This window comes from Epibacterium sp. ABV4_022, assembly GCF_056159345.1.
Map to the genome: position 1 here is coordinate 3,714,463 of NZ_JBSWVA010000001.1, position 22,724 is coordinate 3,737,186.

The 22,724-nt window shown below is 61.3% G+C and carries 29 protein-coding genes; 18 read left to right on the forward strand and 11 right to left on the reverse strand.

Going from position 1 to position 22,724, the window contains the following annotated elements:
- Positions 1-13: 13 nt before the first annotated feature.
- From ACXAF5_RS17510 to ACXAF5_RS17520, 3 genes are all read right to left on the reverse strand, one after another.
- On the reverse strand, positions 14-817 hold the full coding sequence (locus ACXAF5_RS17510; protein ID WP_239322584.1) for a F0F1 ATP synthase subunit A: 804 nt from the start codon (positions 815-817) through the stop codon (positions 14-16).
- Between the two features lie 39 nt (positions 818-856).
- Positions 857-1,198: an AtpZ/AtpI family protein gene (locus ACXAF5_RS17515; protein ID WP_239322583.1), complete on the reverse strand. Its 342-nt coding sequence runs from the start codon at positions 1,196-1,198 to the stop codon at positions 857-859.
- A gap of 209 nt (positions 1,199-1,407) precedes the next feature.
- Complete coding sequence (locus tag ACXAF5_RS17520) at positions 1,408-2,295, reverse strand: DMT family transporter (protein WP_474947561.1); 888 nt, start codon at positions 2,293-2,295, stop codon at positions 1,408-1,410.
- Positions 2,296-2,382: 87 nt separating this feature from the next.
- Here ACXAF5_RS17520 and ACXAF5_RS17525 point away from each other — a divergent pair, with 87 nt between their 5' ends.
- Complete coding sequence (locus tag ACXAF5_RS17525) at positions 2,383-2,712, forward strand: ArsR/SmtB family transcription factor (protein WP_005636424.1); 330 nt, start codon at positions 2,383-2,385, stop codon at positions 2,710-2,712.
- Between the two features lie 39 nt (positions 2,713-2,751).
- Here the strand turns inward: ACXAF5_RS17525 and ACXAF5_RS17530 are convergent, their stop codons facing one another.
- Both ACXAF5_RS17530 and ACXAF5_RS17535 read right to left on the reverse strand, forming a co-directional pair.
- On the reverse strand, positions 2,752-3,672 hold the full coding sequence (locus ACXAF5_RS17530; RefSeq protein ID WP_474947562.1) for a DMT family transporter: 921 nt from the start codon (positions 3,670-3,672) through the stop codon (positions 2,752-2,754).
- Positions 3,672-4,550, reverse strand: coding sequence for a LysR family transcriptional regulator (locus ACXAF5_RS17535; RefSeq protein WP_283966641.1), 879 nt, complete (start codon positions 4,548-4,550; stop codon positions 3,672-3,674). Before ACXAF5_RS17535 ends, ACXAF5_RS17530 begins: the two co-directional genes overlap by 1 nt.
- Positions 4,551-4,690: 140 nt before the next feature.
- Between ACXAF5_RS17535 and ACXAF5_RS17540 the strand changes: the two genes are divergently transcribed.
- Positions 4,691-5,272, forward strand: a complete 582-nt coding sequence (locus tag ACXAF5_RS17540; protein ID WP_474947563.1) for an FMN-dependent NADH-azoreductase — start codon at positions 4,691-4,693, stop codon at positions 5,270-5,272.
- Positions 5,273-5,432: 160 nt separating this feature from the next.
- Here the strand turns inward: ACXAF5_RS17540 and ACXAF5_RS17545 are convergent, their stop codons facing one another.
- Positions 5,433-5,960, reverse strand: coding sequence for a prolyl-tRNA synthetase associated domain-containing protein (locus ACXAF5_RS17545; RefSeq protein ID WP_474947564.1), 528 nt, complete (start codon positions 5,958-5,960; stop codon positions 5,433-5,435).
- A gap of 99 nt (positions 5,961-6,059) precedes the next feature.
- Positions 6,060-6,764, reverse strand: a complete 705-nt coding sequence (locus ACXAF5_RS17550; protein WP_474947565.1) for a hypothetical protein — start codon at positions 6,762-6,764, stop codon at positions 6,060-6,062.
- Positions 6,765-7,222: 458 nt separating this feature from the next.
- Here ACXAF5_RS17550 and ffh point away from each other — a divergent pair, with 458 nt between their 5' ends.
- Genes ffh through rimM form a run of 8 tightly spaced genes read left to right on the forward strand, consistent with a single transcriptional unit; the run spans position 7,223 to position 11,962 of the window.
- The gene (gene ffh / locus ACXAF5_RS17555; protein ID WP_474947566.1) at positions 7,223-8,761 is read left to right on the forward strand and encodes a signal recognition particle protein; all 1,539 of its coding nucleotides are present in this window, start codon (positions 7,223-7,225) and stop codon (positions 8,759-8,761) included.
- A 9-nt stretch (positions 8,762-8,770) separates the two neighbouring features.
- Complete coding sequence (locus tag ACXAF5_RS17560) at positions 8,771-9,301, forward strand: GNAT family N-acetyltransferase (RefSeq protein WP_239322575.1); 531 nt, start codon at positions 8,771-8,773, stop codon at positions 9,299-9,301.
- Positions 9,298-9,903 (forward strand): GNAT family N-acetyltransferase, encoded by a 606-nt coding sequence (locus tag ACXAF5_RS17565; RefSeq protein WP_474947567.1) that lies wholly within the window; start codon positions 9,298-9,300, stop codon positions 9,901-9,903. Before ACXAF5_RS17560 ends, ACXAF5_RS17565 begins: the two co-directional genes overlap by 4 nt.
- Positions 9,896-10,204 (forward strand): chorismate mutase, encoded by a 309-nt coding sequence (locus ACXAF5_RS17570; protein ID WP_474947568.1) that lies wholly within the window; start codon positions 9,896-9,898, stop codon positions 10,202-10,204. Before ACXAF5_RS17565 ends, ACXAF5_RS17570 begins: the two co-directional genes overlap by 8 nt.
- A gap of 58 nt (positions 10,205-10,262) precedes the next feature.
- On the forward strand, positions 10,263-10,631 hold the full coding sequence (gene rpsP, locus ACXAF5_RS17575; protein WP_474947569.1) for a 30S ribosomal protein S16: 369 nt from the start codon (positions 10,263-10,265) through the stop codon (positions 10,629-10,631).
- A gap of 4 nt (positions 10,632-10,635) precedes the next feature.
- Positions 10,636-11,289, forward strand: a complete 654-nt coding sequence (gene bluB, locus ACXAF5_RS17580) for a 5,6-dimethylbenzimidazole synthase (RefSeq protein WP_239322571.1) — start codon at positions 10,636-10,638, stop codon at positions 11,287-11,289.
- 6 nt (positions 11,290-11,295) lie between these two features.
- Entirely contained in the window at positions 11,296-11,445 is a 150-nt protein-coding gene (locus ACXAF5_RS17585; protein WP_474947570.1) for a hypothetical protein, read from the forward strand.
- Between the two features lies 1 nt (position 11,446).
- A complete protein-coding gene (gene rimM, locus ACXAF5_RS17590; protein ID WP_474947571.1) occupies positions 11,447-11,962 on the forward strand; it encodes a ribosome maturation factor RimM in 516 nt (171 codons plus the stop codon).
- A gap of 32 nt (positions 11,963-11,994) precedes the next feature.
- Here the strand turns inward: rimM and ACXAF5_RS17595 are convergent, their stop codons facing one another.
- Positions 11,995-13,038 (reverse strand): aminoglycoside phosphotransferase family protein, encoded by a 1,044-nt coding sequence (locus ACXAF5_RS17595; RefSeq protein ID WP_474947572.1) that lies wholly within the window; start codon positions 13,036-13,038, stop codon positions 11,995-11,997.
- Positions 13,039-13,092: 54 nt separating this feature from the next.
- Here ACXAF5_RS17595 and trmD point away from each other — a divergent pair, with 54 nt between their 5' ends.
- Positions 13,093-13,896: a tRNA (guanosine(37)-N1)-methyltransferase TrmD gene (gene trmD / locus ACXAF5_RS17600; protein ID WP_474947573.1), complete on the forward strand. Its 804-nt coding sequence runs from the start codon at positions 13,093-13,095 to the stop codon at positions 13,894-13,896.
- Positions 13,897-13,975: 79 nt separating this feature from the next.
- Complete coding sequence (locus tag ACXAF5_RS17605) at positions 13,976-14,308, forward strand: YegP family protein (protein ID WP_474947574.1); 333 nt, start codon at positions 13,976-13,978, stop codon at positions 14,306-14,308.
- Between the two features lie 37 nt (positions 14,309-14,345).
- Here the strand turns inward: ACXAF5_RS17605 and ACXAF5_RS17610 are convergent, their stop codons facing one another.
- Entirely contained in the window at positions 14,346-14,789 is a 444-nt protein-coding gene (locus ACXAF5_RS17610) for a helix-turn-helix domain-containing protein (protein WP_239322565.1), read from the reverse strand.
- 67 nt (positions 14,790-14,856) lie between these two features.
- Between ACXAF5_RS17610 and ACXAF5_RS17615 the strand changes: the two genes are divergently transcribed.
- From ACXAF5_RS17615 to ACXAF5_RS17630, 4 genes are all read left to right on the forward strand, one after another.
- Entirely contained in the window at positions 14,857-16,065 is a 1,209-nt protein-coding gene (locus tag ACXAF5_RS17615; RefSeq protein WP_474947575.1) for an MFS transporter, read from the forward strand.
- A 302-nt stretch (positions 16,066-16,367) separates the two neighbouring features.
- Positions 16,368-16,739, forward strand: a complete 372-nt coding sequence (gene rplS / locus ACXAF5_RS17620) for a 50S ribosomal protein L19 (protein WP_239322563.1) — start codon at positions 16,368-16,370, stop codon at positions 16,737-16,739.
- Positions 16,740-16,750: 11 nt separating this feature from the next.
- Positions 16,751-16,972 carry a 50S ribosomal protein L31 gene (rpmE, locus tag ACXAF5_RS17625; protein WP_239322562.1) on the forward strand — a complete coding sequence of 74 codons (222 nt, stop codon included), beginning with the start codon at positions 16,751-16,753 and terminating at the stop codon, positions 16,970-16,972.
- 243 nt (positions 16,973-17,215) lie between these two features.
- Positions 17,216-18,025 (forward strand): division plane positioning ATPase MipZ, encoded by an 810-nt coding sequence (locus tag ACXAF5_RS17630; protein WP_239322561.1) that lies wholly within the window; start codon positions 17,216-17,218, stop codon positions 18,023-18,025.
- Positions 18,026-18,208: 183 nt separating this feature from the next.
- On the opposite strand, the gene ACXAF5_RS17635 is transcribed toward ACXAF5_RS17630, so the two are convergent.
- Complete coding sequence (locus ACXAF5_RS17635; RefSeq protein ID WP_474947576.1) at positions 18,209-19,456, reverse strand: adenylate/guanylate cyclase domain-containing protein; 1,248 nt, start codon at positions 19,454-19,456, stop codon at positions 18,209-18,211.
- Positions 19,453-19,911 carry a MarR family winged helix-turn-helix transcriptional regulator gene (locus ACXAF5_RS17640; protein ID WP_474947577.1) on the reverse strand — a complete coding sequence of 153 codons (459 nt, stop codon included), beginning with the start codon at positions 19,909-19,911 and terminating at the stop codon, positions 19,453-19,455. The genes ACXAF5_RS17635 and ACXAF5_RS17640 overlap by 4 nt, the downstream gene beginning before the upstream one ends.
- A gap of 76 nt (positions 19,912-19,987) precedes the next feature.
- Here ACXAF5_RS17640 and hmgA point away from each other — a divergent pair, with 76 nt between their 5' ends.
- Together hmgA and fahA are read left to right on the forward strand one after the other, a co-directional pair.
- On the forward strand, positions 19,988-21,343 hold the full coding sequence (gene hmgA / locus ACXAF5_RS17645) for a homogentisate 1,2-dioxygenase (protein WP_474947578.1): 1,356 nt from the start codon (positions 19,988-19,990) through the stop codon (positions 21,341-21,343).
- A gap of 116 nt (positions 21,344-21,459) precedes the next feature.
- Positions 21,460-22,716, forward strand: coding sequence for a fumarylacetoacetase (fahA, locus tag ACXAF5_RS17650; protein WP_474947579.1), 1,257 nt, complete (start codon positions 21,460-21,462; stop codon positions 22,714-22,716).
- Positions 22,717-22,724 lie beyond the last annotated feature (8 nt).

Genomic DNA, 22,724 nt, shown 5'->3' on the forward strand with positions numbered 1-22,724 from the left:
CAGCAGCCTGCCCTTAGTGGGACGGATGCAGCGCGTCTTTCAGATAGACGCAGGTCAGAATGGTGAACACGTAAGCCTGAATGAAGGCCACGAGAACTTCGAGTGCGTAGACCGCGGTGATGGCAAAGATCGGCAGGAAGGCACCGGCGCCCAGCGCGCCAGCAAAACCTGCGAACACCTTCAGAACCGCGTGGCCGGCCATCACGTTACCTGCAAGACGGATGCAGTGGCTGACGGGGCGCACGAAGTAGGAAATCAGTTCGATGATGGCCAGGATCGGACGCAGCGCCAGCGGTGCGGAGCTGACCCAGAACAGGCCGAGGAATTTCGCACCATGCAGCACGAAGCCGGTGATGGTCACGGTCACGAAGACCAGCATCGCCAGGATCGCGGTCACGGCAAAATGCGAAGTGGTGGTGAAGGACATCGGGATCAGGCCAAGGAAGTTGGCGGTCACGATGAACATGAAGAGCGTCATGATGTAGGGGAAGAACTTCACCGCGTCCTTGCCGGTGACGTCTTCGACCATCTTGTAGATGAACCCATAGGCAAGCTCTGCAACAGACTGAGCGCGCGAGGGCACGATGCCGCGGTTCGAAGAGCCCAGAACCAGCAGCCCGATGATCGCCACCACGGCAAACAGCATCCAGAGCGTCACATTGGTGGGCGTGTACCAGGCGATGTGGTCACCGCCAAACAGCGGCTTCACGGTGAACTGGTCCATCGGGTGAATGGCAAGTCCGGCGTGTTCCGGTGCAAACACCAGACCCGATACGAGCACCAGAGCCAAAGCTACGTAAAAGAACAGTTTGCCCATCGTTCCGCTTCTCCTGTCGCTTAGGCCGTCGCCCAGCATTCATGCGTCTTTGTCAGCGTCGGCGTGTTTCTCCGCCTCGGCCATTTGTTTGTCCTGAATCTCGCGTGCGCTGCGGAGCATCACGTTCACCCCGGCGGCCAGACCCAGCAATATGAACAGCACCATGAAGATGGGGGTCGTTCCCAAGAGAACATCCAGCCCGTATCCGATGCCGAGGCCGATCACGAGACCGGCCACCAATTCCGTCACCATCCGCCAGGCCTGATTGGCCATGGAATAGTGTTCATCCGCGCGAGGTTCCGGCTCTTCATGCGCCTTCTTGGCGGCTGCCAGTTTCTCCTCCAGCTGCGCCATGCGCTGCTTTTGGTCGTCGTCGATCAAGGTGACGCTTCCTCTCGCGAAATCTGAAGGTGTGCTAAGCGGTCCCCCGCTCAGAGTCAATTGCGCATTGCGCGCAGCTTCTGCGATCTGAAATCATTTAATATCAATGCCTTAACTTGACAGATCAGGTCAGACCCTGCCTCTCTACCCCGCCGGACTGCAGCAAAACGGGCCAGATCTCATATTCAACCAAACGGTTGATCTTGAAATTACGCGGCCGCGACCTGTCGACGGAACAGCCGGCCGTCGATCAGCAACAGACCAAAGAGGATGGCAAACAACCCCGTCAGGTGGCTGATCTCGAGCGGCTCTCCCAGAACCAAGACCCCCAAGGTCAGCGCTGAGGCGGGCGCGATCAGCGTCGGAAGGGTGACATTGGTCGGGCCAATCTTCGGGAGCACCCAGTACATGGCGATGAAGGCGGCAGAGGTCAGCGCAAACCCGATGATCAGCAACGCTCCCCATGCCTGTACGGACAGCGCGCCCGGCACCCCATCGGACCAGAGGGCCAGTGGCAGAATAAACACCGTCGCCCCGGTCAAGGCCCAGGCCACCAGCACGACTGGTTCCATATCGCGAAACTGGCGCGCGACATTGACCGAAAAGGCATAACACAGTGGCGCGCCCAAGGTGACGAGGATCGCCCAGATGGCAGAGCTCTCCCCGCCCTGCAGGATCGGCAGAGACAGCAGAACGATCCCCGCCAGCCCGGACGCAACACCCAAACTCTTGCGCCAATTGGCGCGCTCGCCGCCCGGCCAGAAATGGGTCACCACCACTGCGAGCGCCGGGGTACAGGCATTGACGATCCCCGCAACACCGCTGGCGATATGCTGCTGCCCGAGCGCATAACAGGAAAACGGGATCGCATAACTCAGGGCTCCAAACCCCGCCAGCGCCAGCGCGCGCGATGGCGATATGCGCCAGTTGCGCCCGCGGGCCAGCAGGAAAACCCAGCACCCCAAGGCGCCAAGCCCGACACGCCCGACAGAGATCCACAAGGGTGCCAGCTCGCGCAGCAACACCGCGTTGAACATAAAGGACATCCCCCAGCCAATGCCGAGGATCACGATGATGGCCCAATACCGCAATGCCATGGTGGCCTCCCTCAATAGCGCCCGCGCCGTTTTGCGCATGCGCTTCGGGATTGTCGACCCGCTTCCTGCGCTTTAGGAGATATCCCCATGAGCGATACTCTTGATACTGTCTTTGCGGCCCTCGCAGACCCGACCCGTCGGGCGATCCTGTCGATGCTGCTCGAAGACGATATGGCCGTCACCGATGTGGCAGAGCCGTTTGAGATGTCGCTGGCGGCGATTTCGAAACATCTCACCATCCTCACCCGTGCCGGTCTGATCCAGCAGGAAAAGCGCGGGCGGGTGAAATGGTGCAAGCTGCAACCGGATGCTCTGCGCGCGGCCTCGGTCTGGATGCAGGGCTTTGGTCAGTTTGAGCCGGTGAACCTGGATGCCTTTGAACGGTTTCTCGAAGAAGAGCTCCGCGACGGCGAGTGAGGCACACGCCCGAAGCGGACCAAGTGCAACTTGGCGTCTTTAACCGTGCTCATCCTTCAACAGCAGCCAGAGCGCCACGATCGTCAGCGCGATCCCCACAAAGATCAGTGCCGGAGGCCAACCTTTGCCCAGCGCGATCTCCCACAGGATCACCCACGAGGGCACAAGATAGGTATAGGCCATGACCTTTGCCGACGGCAGCCGCAGCGTTGCATATTGCAGCAGGACAAAGGTACAGGCCGAGGCACAGACCGACACATAAATAAGACCGATCCAGACGATGGGCTTCAGTCCCGCCCAATCCGTGGCGATCAGATCGCGCCACGCCAGCGCGATCAGCGCCACCGCCCCGGCGACCAGCACCCCAAAGGTGAAGACCAGCGCAGGCTCGCCCCGGTTCAACTTGCGCACCATCGGCGTATAGAGCGCGTGGGCTACACAGCCGACGAAATAGATCACCTCGCCCTGGCCGATCTCAAAGCGGACCGCAGCCTCAAGATCTGCGCGAAAGATCACCCAAAGCGCCCCCGCCCCGCCGATCATCAAGGCCAGCGCCATGCGCGGCGTTGTGATCTGGCGCAGCAAGAACCAGCCAAAGACGCCGCTCATCGCGGGCGTCAGCGTAAAGACCGCCGCCGCGCTCACCGGATCTGCGGTTTTCAGCCCGTAGAACATCAGCACGAAATACGTCGCGAACACCCCGCCCAGTAGCGCATAGCGCCAGGGCGCGCTGAAATGTTGCGACTTCAGGCCCGGCCCGATGGCCGCCGCCGCACCGATCAAGATCCCCGCCAGCACAAAGCGCACGGCGTTCAGAGCCGCAGGCGTGACCTCATTCGCGATCAACGCGCCGAGCGAAAACGACCCCGCCACCAGCGCCGAGAACGCCAGCATCGCCAGATGCCCCTTGTGGCTGTCGCTGAGACCGCCTCGCATGGGTGCCAGATCCAGATCGCTCATCACTGAGGCCAGGTTTTTGCGTGCTCTTTCAAAAAGCGCACGAAGCTCTGCACCTTATTGGTGCGATGCAGGTCCACATGGGTCACCAGCCAGATTTTGCCCGACCATTCGTCACGGGGGTCCATCATCATCACCAGATCCGGACAGCTTGCCGCCTCCCACAAGGAGATAAACCCGATGCCCGCCCCAGCCCGGATGGCCTTATGTCCGGCCACCGCATCCGAACAGCGAAACACGATGTTCTCTGCCGGGATGGTCGCGCGCAGCCAGCGTTCGAACGGGGCGCGGGTGTTTTCATTGTCACTGGCAACGAACCGGTGGTTCACCATATCGTCTTGCCCTTTGAGCATGCCGTGGCGCGCGACGTAGTCTTGCGAGGCATAAAGCGCGAGGCGCTGCCCCACGAAGGGTTGAACCACATTGTCCGGCTGTTCCGGTGCCGCCCCTGCGCGCAAGGCCACATGCGCCTCGCCATATTCCAGCCGGAACAACCGATCACCGGTCAGATAGCGGATCACCAGATCCGGGTGCATCTGCTGGAACTCCGTCAGCGCAGGCGCCAGCATAGGCGCCATGGAGGACAGGGATGTCACCACCAATTCGCCGGACACCTCGTCGCCCTGCCCCTTGAGCCGCCCAACCAACTGGCTGAACTGATCGTCTGTCGCCTGCGCGACACGCAACAGATCCAGCCCGGCCTCAGTCGGCGTGTACCCCCGCGCATGGCGCTGGAACAGTTTCACACCAAGGCGCGCTTCGATTGCATCAATATGCCGGATGACCGTCGCATGATGCACGCCCAGCACTTCTGCCGCGCCGCTCACCGTGCCAAGCCGCGCAACCTGATACGCGGTGCGCACTTCGTCCCAATTCTCCACCTGATCCCCCGTCGCGAAGATATCTGCAAGTATTTGCGCGGATGCGCACAGACTTTGTTCAATATCACAAATTGTGTTCGGGTGTGCAAATATCCATTCTCAGCCTCAGATGAATTTTCCTCCTCACAAGGACCAAGACGATGGCTCACACCGTACTCCATATCGACAGCTCCGCCCGCCAATCCGGCTCCACCTCCCGCGTATTGACCGCGCAGGTGGTGGAGCGGCTGAATGCCGAAACCGTTATTCGACGCGATCTGTCGACGCCACTGCCGCTGCTGGATGAGGCATGGATTGGCGCAAACTTCACCCCTGCCGATCAACGCAGCGATGAGCAAAAAACGACGCTGGCCTTGTCGGACAGTTTGATTGAGGAGCTCAAAGAGGCGGACACCGTGGTGATCGGTGTCCCGATCTACAATTTCACCATCCCCACCACGCTCAAGGCCTGGATCGACCTGGTCGCCCGCGTTGGCGTGACCTTTCAATACACCGAGACTGGGCCCGAAGGTCTGCTGAAGGGCAAACGGGCCATTCTGGCGGTTGCATCGGGCGGCACCGAAGCCGGATCAGACATCGACTACGCCAGCCGCTACCTGCGGCACATGCTGGGTTTTATCGGAATTACCGACATTGAAATCGTCGCGGCGGACCAGCAAGCCATTGACGCCGAAGGCTCCGTACAAAAGGCCAAGGACGCCATCGCAGAACTGGCCGCATAAGTAAGAAGAACGTGGAGGAGGGGCGCTCCCGCCCGTCCGCCGATCAGCCACAGGCTGCTCGCGTCCCGTTGGGCCCGGCAGGCCGCGCCGCAGGCGCGGCCTGCCCCCCGGCGATCCGCAACGCGGAGCGCAACACCTCGAACCTCAGGTCTGAGACAGTTCAGATCCACTCGGGCGTGATGCCAATTTTCTCACAAAACGCCATAAAATCCGCGCGCGGCATTGCAACCGTGCGGTCATTCACCAGCGGATGCATATATATGCGATCCGCCGTCTGAGCCTCAGCGTCCATAAAGAACCTGACGCCCTTTGGCGCACCGTTGATCATCGCCAGCGGGGTGACCGCACCGGGGCGAATGCCAAGATGTTCCATCAGGCGCCCTTCGGACCCAAATGACAGCCCTCCCACCCCCAATTGCGCGCCAAGCGCCTTCAGGTCGATCTCACGATCCTGCTGCAAGGAGACGAGATAATTTCGCTTCTTGCGATCCCGCAGATAGAGGTTCTTGAGGCGGAGCGCCGTTTCACCGGGCACCAGCAATTCGTCCTCCACCGCTTTGGACTCTTCGACCGTGCGCAATGGCACGTGCTTATGCAGCGTATAAGACAGTCCCCAGGCATCAAGCTGGGCCAGCAAAGCATCAGAAGACAGAGGCATAGAAACCGGTGCGGCGGTCGGCGCGTCCATAATCGCTCCTTCAGGTCAGGGAATTCAGGCCGTAACAGGCATACACCCGCCCTTTTGGCAGATTGCCCGGTATCTGTGCAACGCGGTTGCGACCGAACTTCAGGCGACTGCGGCAACCCGTGGGGCAAAACATCTGAGCCAAGCAGCATCGATGTCGGCCATGTCAGGCGCCGGCACAGCCGTGCCGACAGCCGCGGGCGCCTCCCAACGCCGCTCGCGTTGCCGCGCGGGTTCTGCATCCGGTGGAGACACGGATGCGGGGCGCAGGCGGTCCAACCCCTCAAGCGTCACACGCTGATACGGAAGCGCACTGCGATACGGGCTGAGATTGCCGATGTCGCACCCTGCCTGAGCCGCAAAATACTCCAACCGACGCGCCTTGGCGGTGAGGTTCTCGCCGCCCCGCTGCGCAGGGCGCATCTCACCCGGCCCGTCTTGGCCCTCACAAAGCTGCCCGCCGCCAAGCTCGACCATATCACACCCGAAGTAGTAGATCCACGACGGGGCCAGGGACGCAAGGACCCAGTATCCCGCCACGAACGCCATGCCACCGCCCGTGAAAGGCGCGCCGCCATAAAGGGTCTGAACCGGTGAAAACTCTGCCTCGGTGACAACCCTCTGGTCGCCCTCAAGCAGAACTGGCCTCCTGTCCACGGAAAAGTCCCTTCTATGGATCATATGCGTCCAGTCCTCACGGATGCTCCACGCATCATGGATTGCAACCACATGATCAAACAGTCCGAGCGGCCAGCCGGCGGCCTCGATTGCATAGGGCGCACAGCCAAGAATGAGGACTTTTGTCATAATTTCTTTACAACTCCTTGCCGAACCCGGCTTTGAGCAAATGCAATGGGGCAAGGTCAACGGCACGATCTGAAAATCTGCATGCCGGACGCACCTTTGGGTAACGATCCGCCAGAAATGGCGGGCACCGGTGAAAAACTGCCGACGCCCCGCACCGCCCACGCATTTGCACTTGCGCCCTTCTTCTTGACTCTCAGGTGCCCCCAGAGTAGGGCAGAGCCAATTCCGGGAGTCGTCGTGTCTTCCGGTCCTCGGCATGGGTCGGGGATCGCCCTCCACCAGCGCGTTGCGCCCGTGGGGGCAAACCTTGTTGGTTTGCACCCACATTTCTTGCACGGCGGGGGCAAACCTTGTTGGTTTGTGCCTGTGGTTGCGATCTGGTGGCAGGTGATTGAGGTTCGTTCCACCGCTCCTTACATCAGGAGCACACATCGTAACCGGCAATGGAGGCCGAAGGCATGTTTGAAAATCTATCCGAACGCCTGTCTGGTGTCTTTGACCGGCTGACGAAACAGGGCGCCCTCTCTGAGGATGACGTAAAAACCGCTCTGCGCGAAGTGCGCGTGGCCCTGCTCGAAGCTGACGTTTCGCTGCCCGTCGCCCGTGATTTCGTCAAGAAGGTGCAGGAGCAGGCCACGGGTCAGGCCGTCACCAAATCGGTGACACCGGGCCAGCAGGTTGTGAAGATCGTCCATGACGCGCTTGTCGATACGCTGCGCGGCGAAGACGATCCCGGCGCGCTGAAGATCGACAGCCCCCCCGCACCGATCCTGATGGTTGGTCTGCAAGGCTCCGGTAAGACCACCACCACCGGGAAACTCGCCAAGCGCCTGAAGGAAAAAGAGGGCAAGAAAGTCCTGCTTGCGTCGCTCGACGTCTATCGCCCGGCGGCGATGGATCAGCTGGCGGTGCTCGGCACCCAGATCGGCGTCGACACCCTGCCGATCGTCAAGGGTCAGACGCCTGTTGATATCGCCAAACGCGCCAAACAGCAGGCGGCGCTGGGTGGTTATGACGTCTATATGCTCGACACCGCCGGTCGTTTGCAGATCGACGAAGTCCTGATGAAAGAGGTCGAAGACGTCCGCGACGTGGTCTCCCCGCGCGAGACCCTGCTGGTCGTCGATGGCCTGACCGGTCAGGTCGCCGTCGAGGTGGCCGAGGAGTTCGACAACAAGATCGGCATCTCCGGCGTGGTCCTCACCCGGATGGACGGTGACGGTCGCGGCGGCGCGGCGCTCTCGATGCGCGCGGTGACCGGCAAGCCGATCCGCTTTGTCGGCCTTGGCGAAAAGATGGACGCCATCGAGACCTTCGAGCCGGACCGGATCGCAGGCCGCATCCTCGGTATGGGCGATATCGTCGCCCTTGTTGAGAAGGCCCAGGACACCATCGAGGCCGAACAGGCCGAGCGCATGATGAAGCGCATGATGAAGGGTCAGTTCAACATGAACGACCTGCGCATGCAGCTGGAACAGATGCAGCAGATGGGCGGCATGCAAGGCATGATGCAGATGATGCCGGGCATGAACAAAATGGCCAAACAGGTCGAGGATTCGGGCTTTGACGACAAGATGGTCAAACGCCAGATCGCCATGATCCAATCCATGACCAAGAAGGAACGCGCCAACCCCGCGCTGTTGCAGGCCAGCCGCAAGAAACGCATTGCGGCCGGTTCCGGCATGGAAGTCGCTGACCTCAACAAGCTTCTGAAGATGCACCGTCAGATGGCGGACATGATGAAGAAAATGGGCAAGATGGGCAAAGGCAAGATGCTGAAACAGGCTATGAAAGGCATGTTCGGCAAAGGCGGCGGCATGCCGGACATGCCGGGTGGTATGCCCGGCGGCATGGATCCGTCGCAGATGGACCCCAAGGCCCTGGAAGCCGCGGCCAAGGCGATGGGCGGCAAGGGCGGACTGCCCGGCGGTCTCGGAGGCTTGGGCGGCGGCATGGACCTGCCCGGCGGTCTCTCCGGTTTTGGCAAGAAGAAGTAACCGCAGCAGATGACCTCCGCGCCCACCATAGAAACCGACCGCCTGGTCCTGCGCCCGCATGAGGCCGCAGACCTGGATGCCTTCTGGGCATTCTATCAGAGCGACCGGTCGAAATACATGGACGCGCCCGACAGCCCCTCGCAGCTCTGGACGGGGCTTCTGGCCGAAGTGGGGTCGTGGGAGTTCTTCGGCTGGGGTGGCCTCGCGATCGAAACCAAGGACGGCCAGCTGGCGGGTCAGGTCTGCATCAGCCAGCCACCGCATTTTCCGGAGCTGGAACTGGGCTGGATCGTGTTTTCCGGTTTCGAGGGGGCAAGCTACGCCTTCGAGGCGGCCTCGGCGATGCGCGATTATGCCTTCGAGATCCTCGAGGTGCCGACCCTGGTCAGCTACATCGATCGCAAGAACCTGCGCTCGATCGCCCTGGCCGAACGCATGGGCGCCGTGCACGACCCGGATGCGCGCACCTATGATCCGATGGACCTGGTCTATCGCCACGCACCGGACAGTTCCGGCCCCGGACTGGAGGCCTATGCATGAGCACCTCCTCCATTCCGGTGATCGAAACCAGACGTCTGATCCTGCGCGGCCCCGAGGCCTCGGATTATCCGAATTTCAAGGCGACCTTCACTTCGTACCGCGCGCGGTTCATGGGCGGGCCGCTGAATACCTACGAGGCGTGGATGCTCTATGCCGCCGAGATCGGCCATTGGCAGGTGCGCGGCTTTGGCATGTGGATGATCCACGACAAGGTGACGGATGAGACCTATGGCATGGCCGGCGGCTGGCAACCCGCAGGTTGGCCCGAGCGCGAGATCGCCTGGATCATCTGGCCGGAAAAATCCGGCAAGGGCTATGCCCTTGAAGCGACCCATGCGGCGCGGGATTACTTTTACACCCAAGCCGGATGGGACGGCGCGGTCAGCTATATTGACCCCAAGAACCTCGACTCGATCCGCCTTGCGGAACGTCTGGGTGCCAAAAAGGACCATGCCGCGCAGACCATCGACGGCAACGACGCGGTCTATCGCCACCCAAGCCCCGCGCAACTGCGCGACAGCCAGCTGGCACATGGCATCGAGATGGAGATCGGCCACTACGCCGACCCGCTGTTCAAACCGAAAGGATGGGCCATTGACTGAAACAACGACCGATCCTGTCGCCCGCGCCGCGGAGATCCTGAAAGGGCATCGCGAGAGCATTGATCGTCTCGACGCGATCCTTGTCTATACCCTGGGAGAACGCTTCAAGCACACCCAGGCGGTGGGCCAGCTCAAGGCGACACACGACCTTCCCCCGTCCGATCCCTCGCGTGAGGCAACGCAGATCGCGCGGCTCGAAGAATTGGCGAAGGAGGCCGATCTGGACCCCGCATTCGCCAAGGCGTTCTTGAACTTCATCATCGATGAGGTCATCCGCCACCACAAGAAACACCAGGAATAAGCGGGGGCGACCTGAACACAGGACACCCCGTTCAACGCCATCAAAGGAGAATGAAACCATGGCAATGAAAATTCGTCTCGCCCGCGGCGGCTCCAAGAAGCGCCCCTTCTACCGCATCGTGGCTGCTGACAGCCGCATGCCGCGCGACGGCCGCTTCATCGAGAAGCTGGGCACCTACAACCCGCTCCTGCCGAAAGACAGCGAAGAGCGCGTGAAAATGGACATCGAGAAGGTCCAGGCCTGGCTCGAAAAAGGCGCACAGCCGACCGACCGTGTTGCACGTATGCTCGAAGCAGCAGGCGTTCGCGAGAAAGCCACGCGCAACAACCCCAACAAAGGCACCCCGGGCAAGAAAGCCCAGGAGCGCGCTGAAGAAAAAGCCGCCAAGGCAGCTGAAGCAGCCGAAGCCGCAGCAGACGCGGAATAATCACATGACGGGCCCGGTGCAGGATGCAAAGGGATGTTTCCCGCAGGCGTTCCGCGCCGAGCTCGATCTGTTGATGAAGTTGCGCCGGGACGTCCGGCGCTTCCGCACCGATCCGGTAGACGAGGCAGTGCTGACGCGCTGCCTCTCTGCTGTTTCGCTGGCCCCCTCCGTGGGCCTCAGCGAACCCTGGCGCATCATCCGCGTCGAAAGTGAGGCCGCGCGTGCGGCAGCGCTGAAGAATTTCGAAGCCGCCAATGCCGAGGCGCTGGCGGATTACAGCGAGGACCGCGCCGCCACCTATGCGCGCCTCAAACTCTCCGGCATGCGCGAAGCCCCGGTTCAGATCGCGTTTTTCTGCGATGACGAGACCGAAAAAGGTCACGGCCTCGGCGCGCGCACCATGCCGGAAATGCGCCGCTATTCGGTGGTTACGGCCATCACCCTGTTCTGGCTGTCCTTGCGGGCAGAAGGGCTTGGCCTCGGCTGGGTCTCGGTCCTTGACCCCGACCAGATGGCGCGTGATCTGAATGTCCCTGCGGGCTGGAGTCTCATCGGATATTTCTGCATTGGCCATCCGGAACGCCTGTCCGACACGCCGGAACTGGAGCAGGAAGGCTGGGAAGACCGTTTCAACCTCCTGCCGATCGAGACACGATAACGGACCATGGGACTGATCCGGATGCTGATCTTTACCCTTGTCGCCTTTGGCGCCGGGGTCCTTTATGAACGCAGCGGTGCCCGCGAGCGCTGTGCCGCCGAGGGCGGTGACTGGGCAAGAACTGAAACGGGGACCGGCATGATTTGCCGGATGTGACATGAGCGACGACAGCAACGATCTGATCTGCGTAGGCGCGCTGGCTGGCTCTTTCGGCGTGCGCGGCGAAGTACGGCTGAAGAGCTTTTGCGCCGATCCGCAAGAAATCGAGGACTACTCCCCCCTGCTGGGTGAGGACGGCCAGACCAGCTACAGCCTGGCCATCACCCGCGCCGTAAAGAACGGATTTGCCGTGCGCATTGTGGGGGTGGACACCAAGGAGGAGGCGGATGCGCTGAAGGGGGTGCAGCTGTTCGCGCCCCGGACGCGGCTGCCCTCGCTGCCCGATGATGAATTCTACCATGCCGACCTGATCGGCCTCGAAGTTGTAGATACCGGGGGCGCTTCGCTGGGGCGCGTGAAGGCGGTGCAGAACTACGGTGCCGATGACCTCCTGGAAATCCACAGCCCGGGGCTCTCGGCAACGGTGCTTCTGCCTTTTACCAAGGCGGCGGTGCCCACGGTTGACCTGACACAGGGCCGCATCATCGCAGACCCACCGGAAGGCGTGTTTTAAAGGGCAGCCCGGTCGGTATGGCAGTCAGGCGCTCAGCCCGGGTGATGCGCCTGAAACCATGAGAACACACGCTGAGTACCCACAAAGGCCTCCTGCTCCCACTGCGCCATCTCGCCTCCCTGCGGGGGCAGTTTTCTCCACACCTTGTAAAGCCGATACAGATAGATGAACTGAAAGACGGGATCCTCGGTCAGAGCCTGGCCATACCCGCTTTCAAAGGCCTGCCAGTCCGCAGCCGCGACGCAGCCGAAATCCCGCTCTCGATCATGCTCCGTCAGGCTCTCCGGCAACTTGACCTGCCAGAGATTGACCAAATCGATGTGATTGCAGGCAGTTCCCGCGGCGGAGAAATCGATAAAAGACACCAGATCCTGCGTCATCAGAATATTCCTGAAGTGAAGATCCCCGTGCAGCGCAACGGTGCGATAGGCCTCTCCGCGCGCGCGATTGGCGAACCGGTGCAGCATCGCGCAGAGCCCCAGGAACCGCTTGGGTTTGCGAAGTGCGATCTCCCCCGCCCGCACGCGCGTTGCACATGCCGCGACGTCCCGGAGATATTCCCTCGGCCAGAAGCGCCGGTCCTGCGGAGTGCCGATGTCATGCAGCGCAGCCACCGCCCCACCGATCCGCCGTAGCAAGGACGCGCGGTCGGCAATGCCATAGCTCGCAAAGGTCAGCTCTCGATGGGCGGTCTCGCCGGGTGCGACCTCGAACAGTGCATAGGGGCGCGTTTCATCCTGCCACAACAGCGCCGGTACGTTCACCCCCGGGACATCGCGCAGCGCTCGCGCCGCCATCCGGTGCCGTTCAAGGTGCTTCATATGCGCGGAGACGTTGTCCGTCGCAAACTCCGCCCGCAGAACATATCGCTGTCCGGTTGTGGTTCTCACCCCCAAAACCGCGCGCTGGTCCCGGCCTGAGGAGTTCACCAGCATCATGCTGAAGGCGGCATCTTCGGCAGGCAGGCCCATCTCTCTTGCGATGCGCGGCCACAGGGCGACAGCACGGCGCTCCGCCTCCGCCACAGCGGCATCCCGATGGTAGAGCGGCAACCGGTTCGGGATTTCATTCGTCATCGGACATCGCAGCTTTCGGTTGCGGTTCGGGTTGTTTCAACTAAACAGCTTCTTATGAGCAAGCCAATCAAATCCCACGGGCGCCTCTCGATCGGCGCCAGTCTGAAACCGCGCGAGTTGATGAGCGACACGCCGGATCTCGCTGGTGTGTGGAAAGCCAAAATCCTGACGCTCTTTCCCGGCGCATTTCCCGGTGTCCTCGGTGAAAGCCTGACCGGCAAGGCGCTACAGCAGGGATTGTGGCAGCTGGAGACCATCGACCTGCGTCCGTTCGGGATCGGCAAGCACAAGAATGTCGACGACACGCCTGCAGGCGGCGGCGCGGGCATGGTGCTGCGCGCCGATGTGCTGGGCGAGGCGATCGATCACGCGATGCAGGGCACCCGGGGCAACTGGCCCCTGATCTACCTGTCGCCGCGCGGTCGCCGGATGGACCAGCAGATGATGCAGAACCTCGCCCGTTGCGATGGTATGACGTTGCTCTGTGGCCGTTTTGAGGGCGTCGACGAACGTGTGCTGGAACACTACGGCATCATGGAGGTCTCGCTGGGGGATTTCGTGATGACGGGCGGCGAGTTGGCCGCGCAGGCGCTGATAGATGCCACCGTCCGGCTGATCCCCGGCGTCCTGGGCAACCAGGCCTCCACCGAGGAAGAGAGCTTTTCCTCCGGTCTCCTCGAACACCCGCAATACACCCGCCCCGCGGAATGGAATGGACGCGCCATTCCCGAGGTTCTGATGTCCGGTCATCACGGCAAAATCGCACAATGGCGGCGGGAGATGAGTGAACAAATCACCCGCGAACGCCGCCCGGATCTGTGGGACGCCTATACCCGCAAGCCCGCCCCTAAGGACTGAGCCGCCGCCTGCAACGTTGCCGAACACCAAAAGCCGTGCTTTAGTCCCTTCTATTCACTCAGGAATAGGAGACCACAGGGTGGCTGGGAAATTTGAACTCTATACCGACAACGCCGGCGAATACCGCTTTCGCCTGAAGGCCGGCAATGGCGAGAACATTCTGGCAAGCGAAGGCTACAAGCAAAAGGCCAGCGCCGAGAACGGCATCGCATCCGTCAAGAGCAACGCCGCTGACGATGGCCGTTACGAGCGCAAGGAAACCGCTGCCGGCAAGCATATGTTCAACCTGAAGGCCAGCAACGGCCAGGTGATCGGCACCTCGCAAAGCTATGCCAGCGCCTCGGGTCGCGACAATGGCATCGAGTCGGTGAAGAACAATGCGCCTGACGCCCGGATCGAAGATCTGACCTGATCCCCTTATCCTTGGCGGGCCGCAGCCGGACTGCGGCTCAGCTGTCCTGCCGCATGCGCGCAGACCGCGACGCCCGGGCCTCGCGCTGTTGGGCGCGGATGGCCACCCGCAGCATCTGCTGGAACCGGGCACATTCCAGGTGGTTGGGCTCCGGGCATTCCGCGACATGGCGCATCATCTGCGCCAGCGCTTCCATCTGTTTTGCCTGTCGCAGCATATCATCGGCGCGGCTGTGCAGTTCATCCCGTGGCAGCTCCGGCTGGCCCTTTGCTCCGAACATCGCCGCAATCTCGTCAAGCGCAAACCCGCCCTGTTTCCCAAGCGCGATCAGCGCCAGCTGTTGCAGGACCTCTGGCCCATATTGGCGCCGCAACCCGTTGCGGGACAGGGACTGGATCAGGCCCTTTTCCTCATAATACCGCAGCGCCGAGGGCTTTACACCGCTGCGATCTGAAACCTCGCCAATATCGAGCAATTTCATCCTTGACCTCAAGTTGACTTGAATTCGTAGCCTGCATTCAATCCCGAACTTTGGCAAGGAGATCCTCGTGTCCCAATCTCTCTCTCCGCTCCCATCCCTCGATCGCCGCGCCGTGGCGCTTTTGCTTGCGGCGACCCTTACCACCATGGCCAATGCCGCCATCAGCCCCGCCCTGCCGGGGCTGGAGGCCCGGTTTGCCGACCATCCGCAGGCCGCACTTCTGACCCGGTTTCTGGTACCCGCGCCGTCGGTGGCCGTGGTGCTGATTGCTGGCTGGACCGGCGTCCTTGCCGACCGCATCGGCAAACGGATCCTCCTGCTGGGCGGTGTGTTTCTGTTCGCACTGGCCGGATGTCTGGGCATGTTCCTGAACAGTCTCGAAGCGATCCTCGCCAGTCGCCTGGCACTTGGTGTTGCGGTTGCCCTGATCATGACCGCTCAAACGGCGCTCATCGCGGATTATTTCGATGGCGCGGCCCGGAGCCGTTTGCTTGGCCTTCAGATCTCGGCCCGCAACATCGGCGGTCTGGTTTCGATCACCCTCGCTGGCGTTCTGGCACTGATGTCGCCGATGCATGCCTTCGCCATTCACGGCATCGCGCTATTGATCCTGCCGGTGCTGTGGGTCGCCATCACCGAACCCAAGCGCCCGACGTCCTCCCCCGCCGAAACACTCGCGAGTGTGCCAGCCAGTGGCGCGCCAGGGCTCGGCGCCGGGCTGTGGTCGATGGCCGCGCTGCAACTGCTGACGACCTTGTGCTTCTTCACCATGCCGACCCAGGTCCCGTTCTTCGTCGCCAGCCACGGCATCGACAACACCGCGGTCATGGGAGCCGTGATGGGGGCGCTGACGCTGGCCGGCGCATTCGCCGCGACGCGCTATTCTGTTCTCAAGCCCCGGCTCGGTCATGCACGGCTGTTCATGCTCGGCTACGGCCTGATGGGCAGCGGCATGGCGACGCTGGCGCTGGCACCCGGGTTGCCCTTGATCTTTGCCGGCGCGACGCTCGTAGGCCTTGGTTTTGCAACCGTCTCCCCAAACTTCAATGAGATTGCACTGAAGTCCGCACCAGCCAGCCGGCGTGGGCGCGCTGCCGGCGTGATGACCACCTCGGTCTTTCTCGGTCAGATCATTTCGCCGTTCCTGACCCTGCCGCTGGTCCGTGCCAGCGGCTACCCCGGCACCTTCGCGGCCCTTGCCGTTATGCTCATGCTGGGCGCAGTCGGGGCGCTGGTTATCCACAGCCAGCAAAAACCGCTGACCAAACAGGTCTGATGCCTGCACCGCAGGGGGACACCCCTCTGCGGACGGCGCCGTATCGGGCTTGCAAACAGGCCCGAACTGGCCTATCAACCGCGCGTCCGGGGCTCCTCTTGAGTCGTCCGGACCTGTTCCGTTTTGCCTGTGCCACCCTTCTTCGGCGGCGATACAGCACGCGGATCGAGACGAAAAGCAACGAGACCGTATCTCTGGCGGGCGCAGCAGGTGAGAGCCGTTTGCGGACCCGGTGAAGACCAGGAGCTCTGGGGATCACAAGACCTTCGTGGATATAACCACGAGCAGCATAGGAGACGATCATGGATCTGATCGCACAACTCGAAGCGGAGCAGATTGCTGCGCTGGGGAAAACCATCCCCGACTTCAAGGCCGGTGACACCATCCGCGTCGGCTACAAGGTGACCGAAGGCACCCGCACCCGTGTGCAGGCCTACGAGGGCGTCTGCATCAGCCGCAAAAACGGCTCCGGTATCGCCGGCTCCTTCACGGTTCGCAAGATTTCCTTTGGCGAAGGTGTGGAACGTGTGTTCCCGCTGTTCTCCACCAACATCGAGTACATCGAAGTCGTGCGCCGCGGTCGCGTGCGTCGCGCCAAGCTGTACTACCTGCGCTCGCGTCGCGGCAAATCCGCCCGTATCGCAGAAGACGCAAACTACAAAGCCAAAGCGTAAGGAGTGGTCTCATGAAAAAAGACACCCATCCCGATTACCACTTCATCGACGTCAAGCTGACCGACGGTACCATCATCAAGATGCGTTCCACCTGGGGCAGCGAAGGCGATCAGCTGGCACTGGACATTGACCCCTCCGCGCACCCCGCGTGGACCGGCGGCTCCTCCCGCCTGATGGACACCGGCGGCCGCGTGTCCAAGTTCAAGAAGAAATACGAAGGTCTCGGCTTCTGAGCCAACCCTTCCACCGGTTTATCCACAAGGATACACCTGTCAAACGCCGTCCCTCCGGGGGCGGCGTTTTGTGTTTGGGCCGTCGGGATGCCCCCCTGCTGCCGCTGCGGGCGTTACTTCAGGACAATAGGCTCTAACTTGGGTGTTTTGGCCGCTTTCCATTGATTCGCTTGGGTCTTATAGTCCCGGAAAAAGCAAAGGGCGCTGCCACGCAAGCGGCGCAGATTTGAAGGGATCCGTGAGATGGCGCATATCATTGTCGTCGGCAACGAAAAGGGCGGCGCAGGGAAATCCACCGTCTCCATGCATGTGGCCACCACACTGGCGCGCATGGGGTACAAGGTCGCGGGACTGGACCTCGACCTCAGGCAGCGTTCGCTCGGACGGTATCTGGAAAACCGTCTCGCCTTCATCGCCGCGTCCAATATGGATCTGCCGATGGTGGCCCTGCACGAACTGCCAGAGATCGATCCCGACACCTTGCAACCGGGCGAAAACATCTATGACCTGCGCTTGTCGGCAGCGGTTTCGGAGTTGGAGCCGGAGTATGACTTCATTCTCATTGACTGTCCGGGCTCCCACACCCGGCTGAGCCAAGTCGCGCATTCGCTGGCCGACACATTGATCACGCCGCTCAACGACAGTTTTGTGGATTTTGACCTGCTGGCGCATACCGATGAGAAGGGCGAAAAGATCAAAGGCCCCTCGGTCTATTCCGAAATGGTCTGGAACGCGCGCCAGCTGCGCGCGCAGGCGGGCTTGCCCCCCATCGACTGGATCGTGATCCGCAACCGGGTCGGCACCCAGCGCATGGTCAACAAGGAAAAGATGGAGCGCGCGATCAATATGCTCTCCAAGCGGATCGGCTTTCGCGTCGCACCGGGCTTTTCCGAACGGGTGATCTTCCGCGAACTCTTCCCGCGCGGCCTGACCTTGCTGGACCTGAAGGATGTGGGCGTCAAACAGCTCAACATCTCGAATATCGCCGCACGTCAGGAGCTGCGCGATATGATGAAGGCGTTGGAGCTGCCCGAAGTCGAGATCGACATCTGACCTAACGGTCTGCGTAAGGTCGCTAAGGGGTTCCGCTCCCTGCCCTGACCCACCTTCGGTGTGCCAGATCGGGATCGGCGAAGGGCGCGGGGGGGGGGGGGGTCCACCCGGTCACGGGTGGAAACCTCTTCAAGCAACAGCGCTTAGGCCCCCACAGTAAGGTCCGGGGGCTTGTTTGGCGTCTCACACCTCGGGTTGATACAGCGTAAAAAGCTCTACCGGCTCCGCCACCCCACGCAACATGTAGCGTCCGACCGAGATCAGACCCTCTCCGTCACGCCCTGCCGCATTGCGCACGTCTTCCGAGAGGATGATCGAACGTTCCACCGTGCGATGCATGTCCGCAATTCGCGCGGTCAGATTCACGGCTGGGCCGATCACGGTGAAATCCAGCCGGTTGGGCGCGCCGATATTGCCATAGAGAATCTCGCCCGCATGCAGGGCCATGGTATATTCGGCCAGCGGCAGGCCTTCTGCGGCGCGGGCAGCATTGACCGCTTTCATCCGTGGCCCCAGTTCTGCAACAGCACGCAATGCGGCCTGCGCATCCTCTTGTAGCGTTCCAAGGTTGAACATCGCCATGACCGCATCGCCCATGAATTTCAGGATATTGCCGCCGTGCGACTGGATCAACTCCACCACATGGCCGAAATAGTCGTTCAGCAAATCGACCATTGCCTCGCCCGGCAGAGCCTCAGAGAGCGCCGTAAAGCCGCGCAGGTCGAACAGGCAGATCACCGCATCGATATGCTGAGACGACCCGCGCGCGATTTCCCCGGACAGTACGCGCGCCCCGGCATCCCGGCCCAGATAGACCTGCAACAGCGCGCGCCCCATTTCGCGGTTCCCTGCGGCTGCGAGCACAAGAGCCAGCGTGTCAAATACACCCCGAATGATGTCCAGATAGGGCGCGGCCTCCACGGGCGCGCCGTCAAAACTCCAGGACACCACGAGGCCCTCGGCGTCAGGGCGTTCAGGCCCATAGGCGGTATCGCTTGCGGGCCCCAACGGCTGCCAATGGGCAAAGTAACGCGTTGCGCCCATCTCCTTGAGGCGGGCGAATATCGGAAAACGCGACACATCCCGCGCGCTGAACACACTGTGCATCTCAGCCTCGCCCGAGGTGAGAAGCGCATGAAACGGGCTTTGCAGCCACTCATGATGCGGTTCTTTATGATCGACGCGGCCAAAATACTCGGCGTTCATCCCGTCCTTGCGGGTCCAGGTAAAACCAATGCCGCCAAACTCAGGGTGCAGCGCGCGCTGTGCCAGCTGCATCCGCAGCAAAGGCACCCCGTGGTTGACCAGTCGTTCGCAAAAGGCGCGCAACAGCTCTTCGCGTCCGCGGGATTTGAGCCCCTGACGGGTGAGCCAGTTCTTTAGATCTTCGGTGGCGGCGTGAATTGCCCCATCCTCCTCATGGCGGGTCATGACTCAAGATCGACCGGGCATTCCATGCTGGCCAACTGCCGTAACATACGGCGCAATAGCGCCACATCGCCAGCCGAAAACCCTTTGGTCAGTTGCAGGTCATACGCCCGAGCCTGCTTGCGCAGATCGTCGTAGACGCCACGTCCCGCCGCCGTCAACTCAAGGTGCTCTGCCCTGCGATCTGATTCATCCCGGCTGCGACTGACCCAGCGGCGTTCCGCCAGTTTTGCAACGGCGCGGCTGATCTTAGTCTTGTGGATCTTGGCCCGCTGACTGATGTCCCGCGCGGTCATGCGATTGTACATGCCGAGATGGAACAACACCCGCCATTCGGTTCGCAGCATGCCATAGCGCCCCTTGTAGAGCTTTTGGAACTCCAGCGAGGAATCCTCTGCCGCCCGGTTCAGGAGAAACGGCAGGAAATCCTGCACTATAAAATCATCATTTTTGTCCATACGCGCGCTCCGCATCACTTGTTAGTTACAAAATCAACTATTACCGAGAGGGAAATGCAAGAGGAGGTTGGCTAAAATGACCCGTCACGCTTTGCCTGACCAGATGATTCAAGCCCCGTCCAATCAGGGCACCCATGAGGGTTACATGCCCGGATTTGGGAATGATTTCGAAACCGAAGCCCTGCCCGGCGCCCTGCCCCAAGGCATGAACAGCCCGCAGAAATGCGAATATGGGCTCTATGGCGAACAGCTCTCTGGCACCGCCTTTACCGCAGAACGCCCCGAGCGCACCTGGTGTTATCGCATTCGCCCCAGCGTCAAACATTCGCACCGCTATGAGAAAATCGACCTGCCTTACTGGAAGAGCGCGCCGCATATTCCAGAGGATGTGATTTCGCTCGGCCAATACCGCTGGGACCCGGTGCCGCATTCGGATCAGGGGCTGACCTGGCTCACGGGGATGCGCACCATGACGACGGCGGGGGATGTGAACACCCAGGTCGGCATGGCGACCCATATCTACCTTGTGACAGAGTCGATGAAGGATGAATATTTCTTCTCCGCCGACTCGGAGCTTCTGGTGGTCCCGCAGGAGGGCCGCCTGCGCTTTGCCACCGAACTCGGTATCATCGACATTGAGCCTAAAGAAATCGCCATCCTCCCGCGTGGTCTGGTGTACCGTGTCGAAGTGCTGGATGGCCCGGCGCGCGGTTTTGTCTGCGAAAACTACGGTCAGAAATTCGATCTGCCCGGCCGTGGTCCGATCGGTGCAAACTGCATGGCCAACCCGCGGGATTTCAAGGCACCGGTGGCCGCCTATGAGGACCGCGAAGTGCCCTCGACACTGACCGTGAAATGGTGTGGTCAGTTCCATGAGACCAAGATCGGCCAGAGCCCGCTGGACGTGGTGGCCTGGCACGGCAACTACGCGCCCTATAAATACGATCTGCGCACCTATTGCCCGGTGGGCGCGATCCTGTTTGACCACCCTGACCCGTCGATCTTTACCGTGCTGACCGCGCCCTCCGGCCAGCCGGGAACCGCCAATATCGATTTTGTGCTGTTCCGCGAACGCTGGATGGTGGCCGAGAACACCTTCCGCCCGCCGTGGTATCATAAGAACATCATGTCCGAGCTGATGGGCAACATCTACGGCCAGTATGACGCCAAGCCGCAGGGCTTTGTTCCCGGTGGTGTGAGCCTTCACAACATGATGCTGCCGCATGGTCCCGACCGAGAGGCCTTTGAGGGCGCGTCGAATTCCAACCTCGGGCCGGAGAAGCTGGAGAACACCATGTCCTTCATGTTTGAAACCCGCTTCCCTCAGCATCTGACGGAGTTTGCCGCCAAGGAAGCACCGTTGCAGGATGAATACATCGACTGCTGGAGCGATCTGGAAAAGAAATTCGACGGAACACCCGGTAAGAAGTAAGGGGCGGGGGCGCTGCCCCCTCTGCGGCCCCCAATCGGGGCCGCATTCACCCCCGAGATATTTGTAAAAAGCTGAAGGAGGGCCAACAGAGCCCTCACCACCAAAAAGGAACGCGCATGCCTTTGAAAAAATCCTGGGTGACGTCGGCCAATTCCGCTGACCACCCTTTTCCGCTGAACAACCTTCCCTATGGTGTGTTTTCGACCACTGACAGCGATCCGCGCTGTGGCGTGGCGATTGGTGACATGATCCTCGACCTGCAGGCGGCAGAAGCGGCTGGACTGGTTGATATGGGCGAGGAAGCGCTGTTCGAGTTGCCCTTCTGGAACGAATTTATGGAAGAAGGTCCTGCGGTCTGGGCCACGCTTCGCAATCGCCTGATCGCGCTTTTGCAAGAGGGCGCAGAAGAGCAAAAGAAAGTCGAAGCCTGCCTTGTGCCGATGGCGGATGCCGAGATGCACATGCCCTTTATGGTATCGGAATACACCGATTTCTATGCCGGGCGTCACCACGCCACCAATGTCGGCACCATGTTCCGCGGCGCGGAGAACGCGCTGCCACCAAACTGGCTGCACATCCCGATCGGGTACAACGGTCGTGCGTCCTCTGTCGTGGTGTCTGGCACCGATGTGCGGCGTCCTTGGGGCCAGCTCAAGGGGCCAAATGATGACGCGCCCCGTTGGGCGCCTTGCGCACGATTTGATATCGAGCTGGAAATGGGCGCGATTGTTGGCACGCCATCGGATGGACCGGTCACGGTGCAGGAAGCGGATGATCACATCTTTGGCTATGTGCTGCTGAACGACTGGTCCGCCCGCGATATCCAGGCTTGGGAGTACCAGCCGCTCGGCCCTTTTCAAGCCAAAGCGACTGCCACCACCATCAGCCCGTGGATCGTCACCAAAGCCGCATTAGAGCCTTTCCGCTGCGACACACCTGCACGCGAAGTAGAGCTTCTGGATCACCTGAAGGACTGCGGTCCGATGCTCTATGACATCGACCTTGCCGTGAGCCTGCGTCCTGAGGGTGGCGAAGAGGCCACCATCGCACGCACCAACTACAAGGAAATGTATTATTCCGCCGCGCAGCAATTGGCGCATCACACCACCTCGGGCTGTCCGATGAACGCGGGCGATCTGCTGGGATCGGGCACCATATCAGGCCCTAACAAGGACGAACGTGGCTCGCTCCTTGAACTCAGCTGGGGCGGCAAGGAGCCACTCACGCTGCCCTCGGGCGACACCCGCAGCTTTATCGAGAACGGCGACACGCTCACGCTGAAGGGCGCAGCCAAAGGCGATGGCTATACCATCGGGTTTGGCGACTGCACCGGCACGGTCCTCCCCGCGCTCAGCGATCCTTTCGCACGCTGACGCCTTCA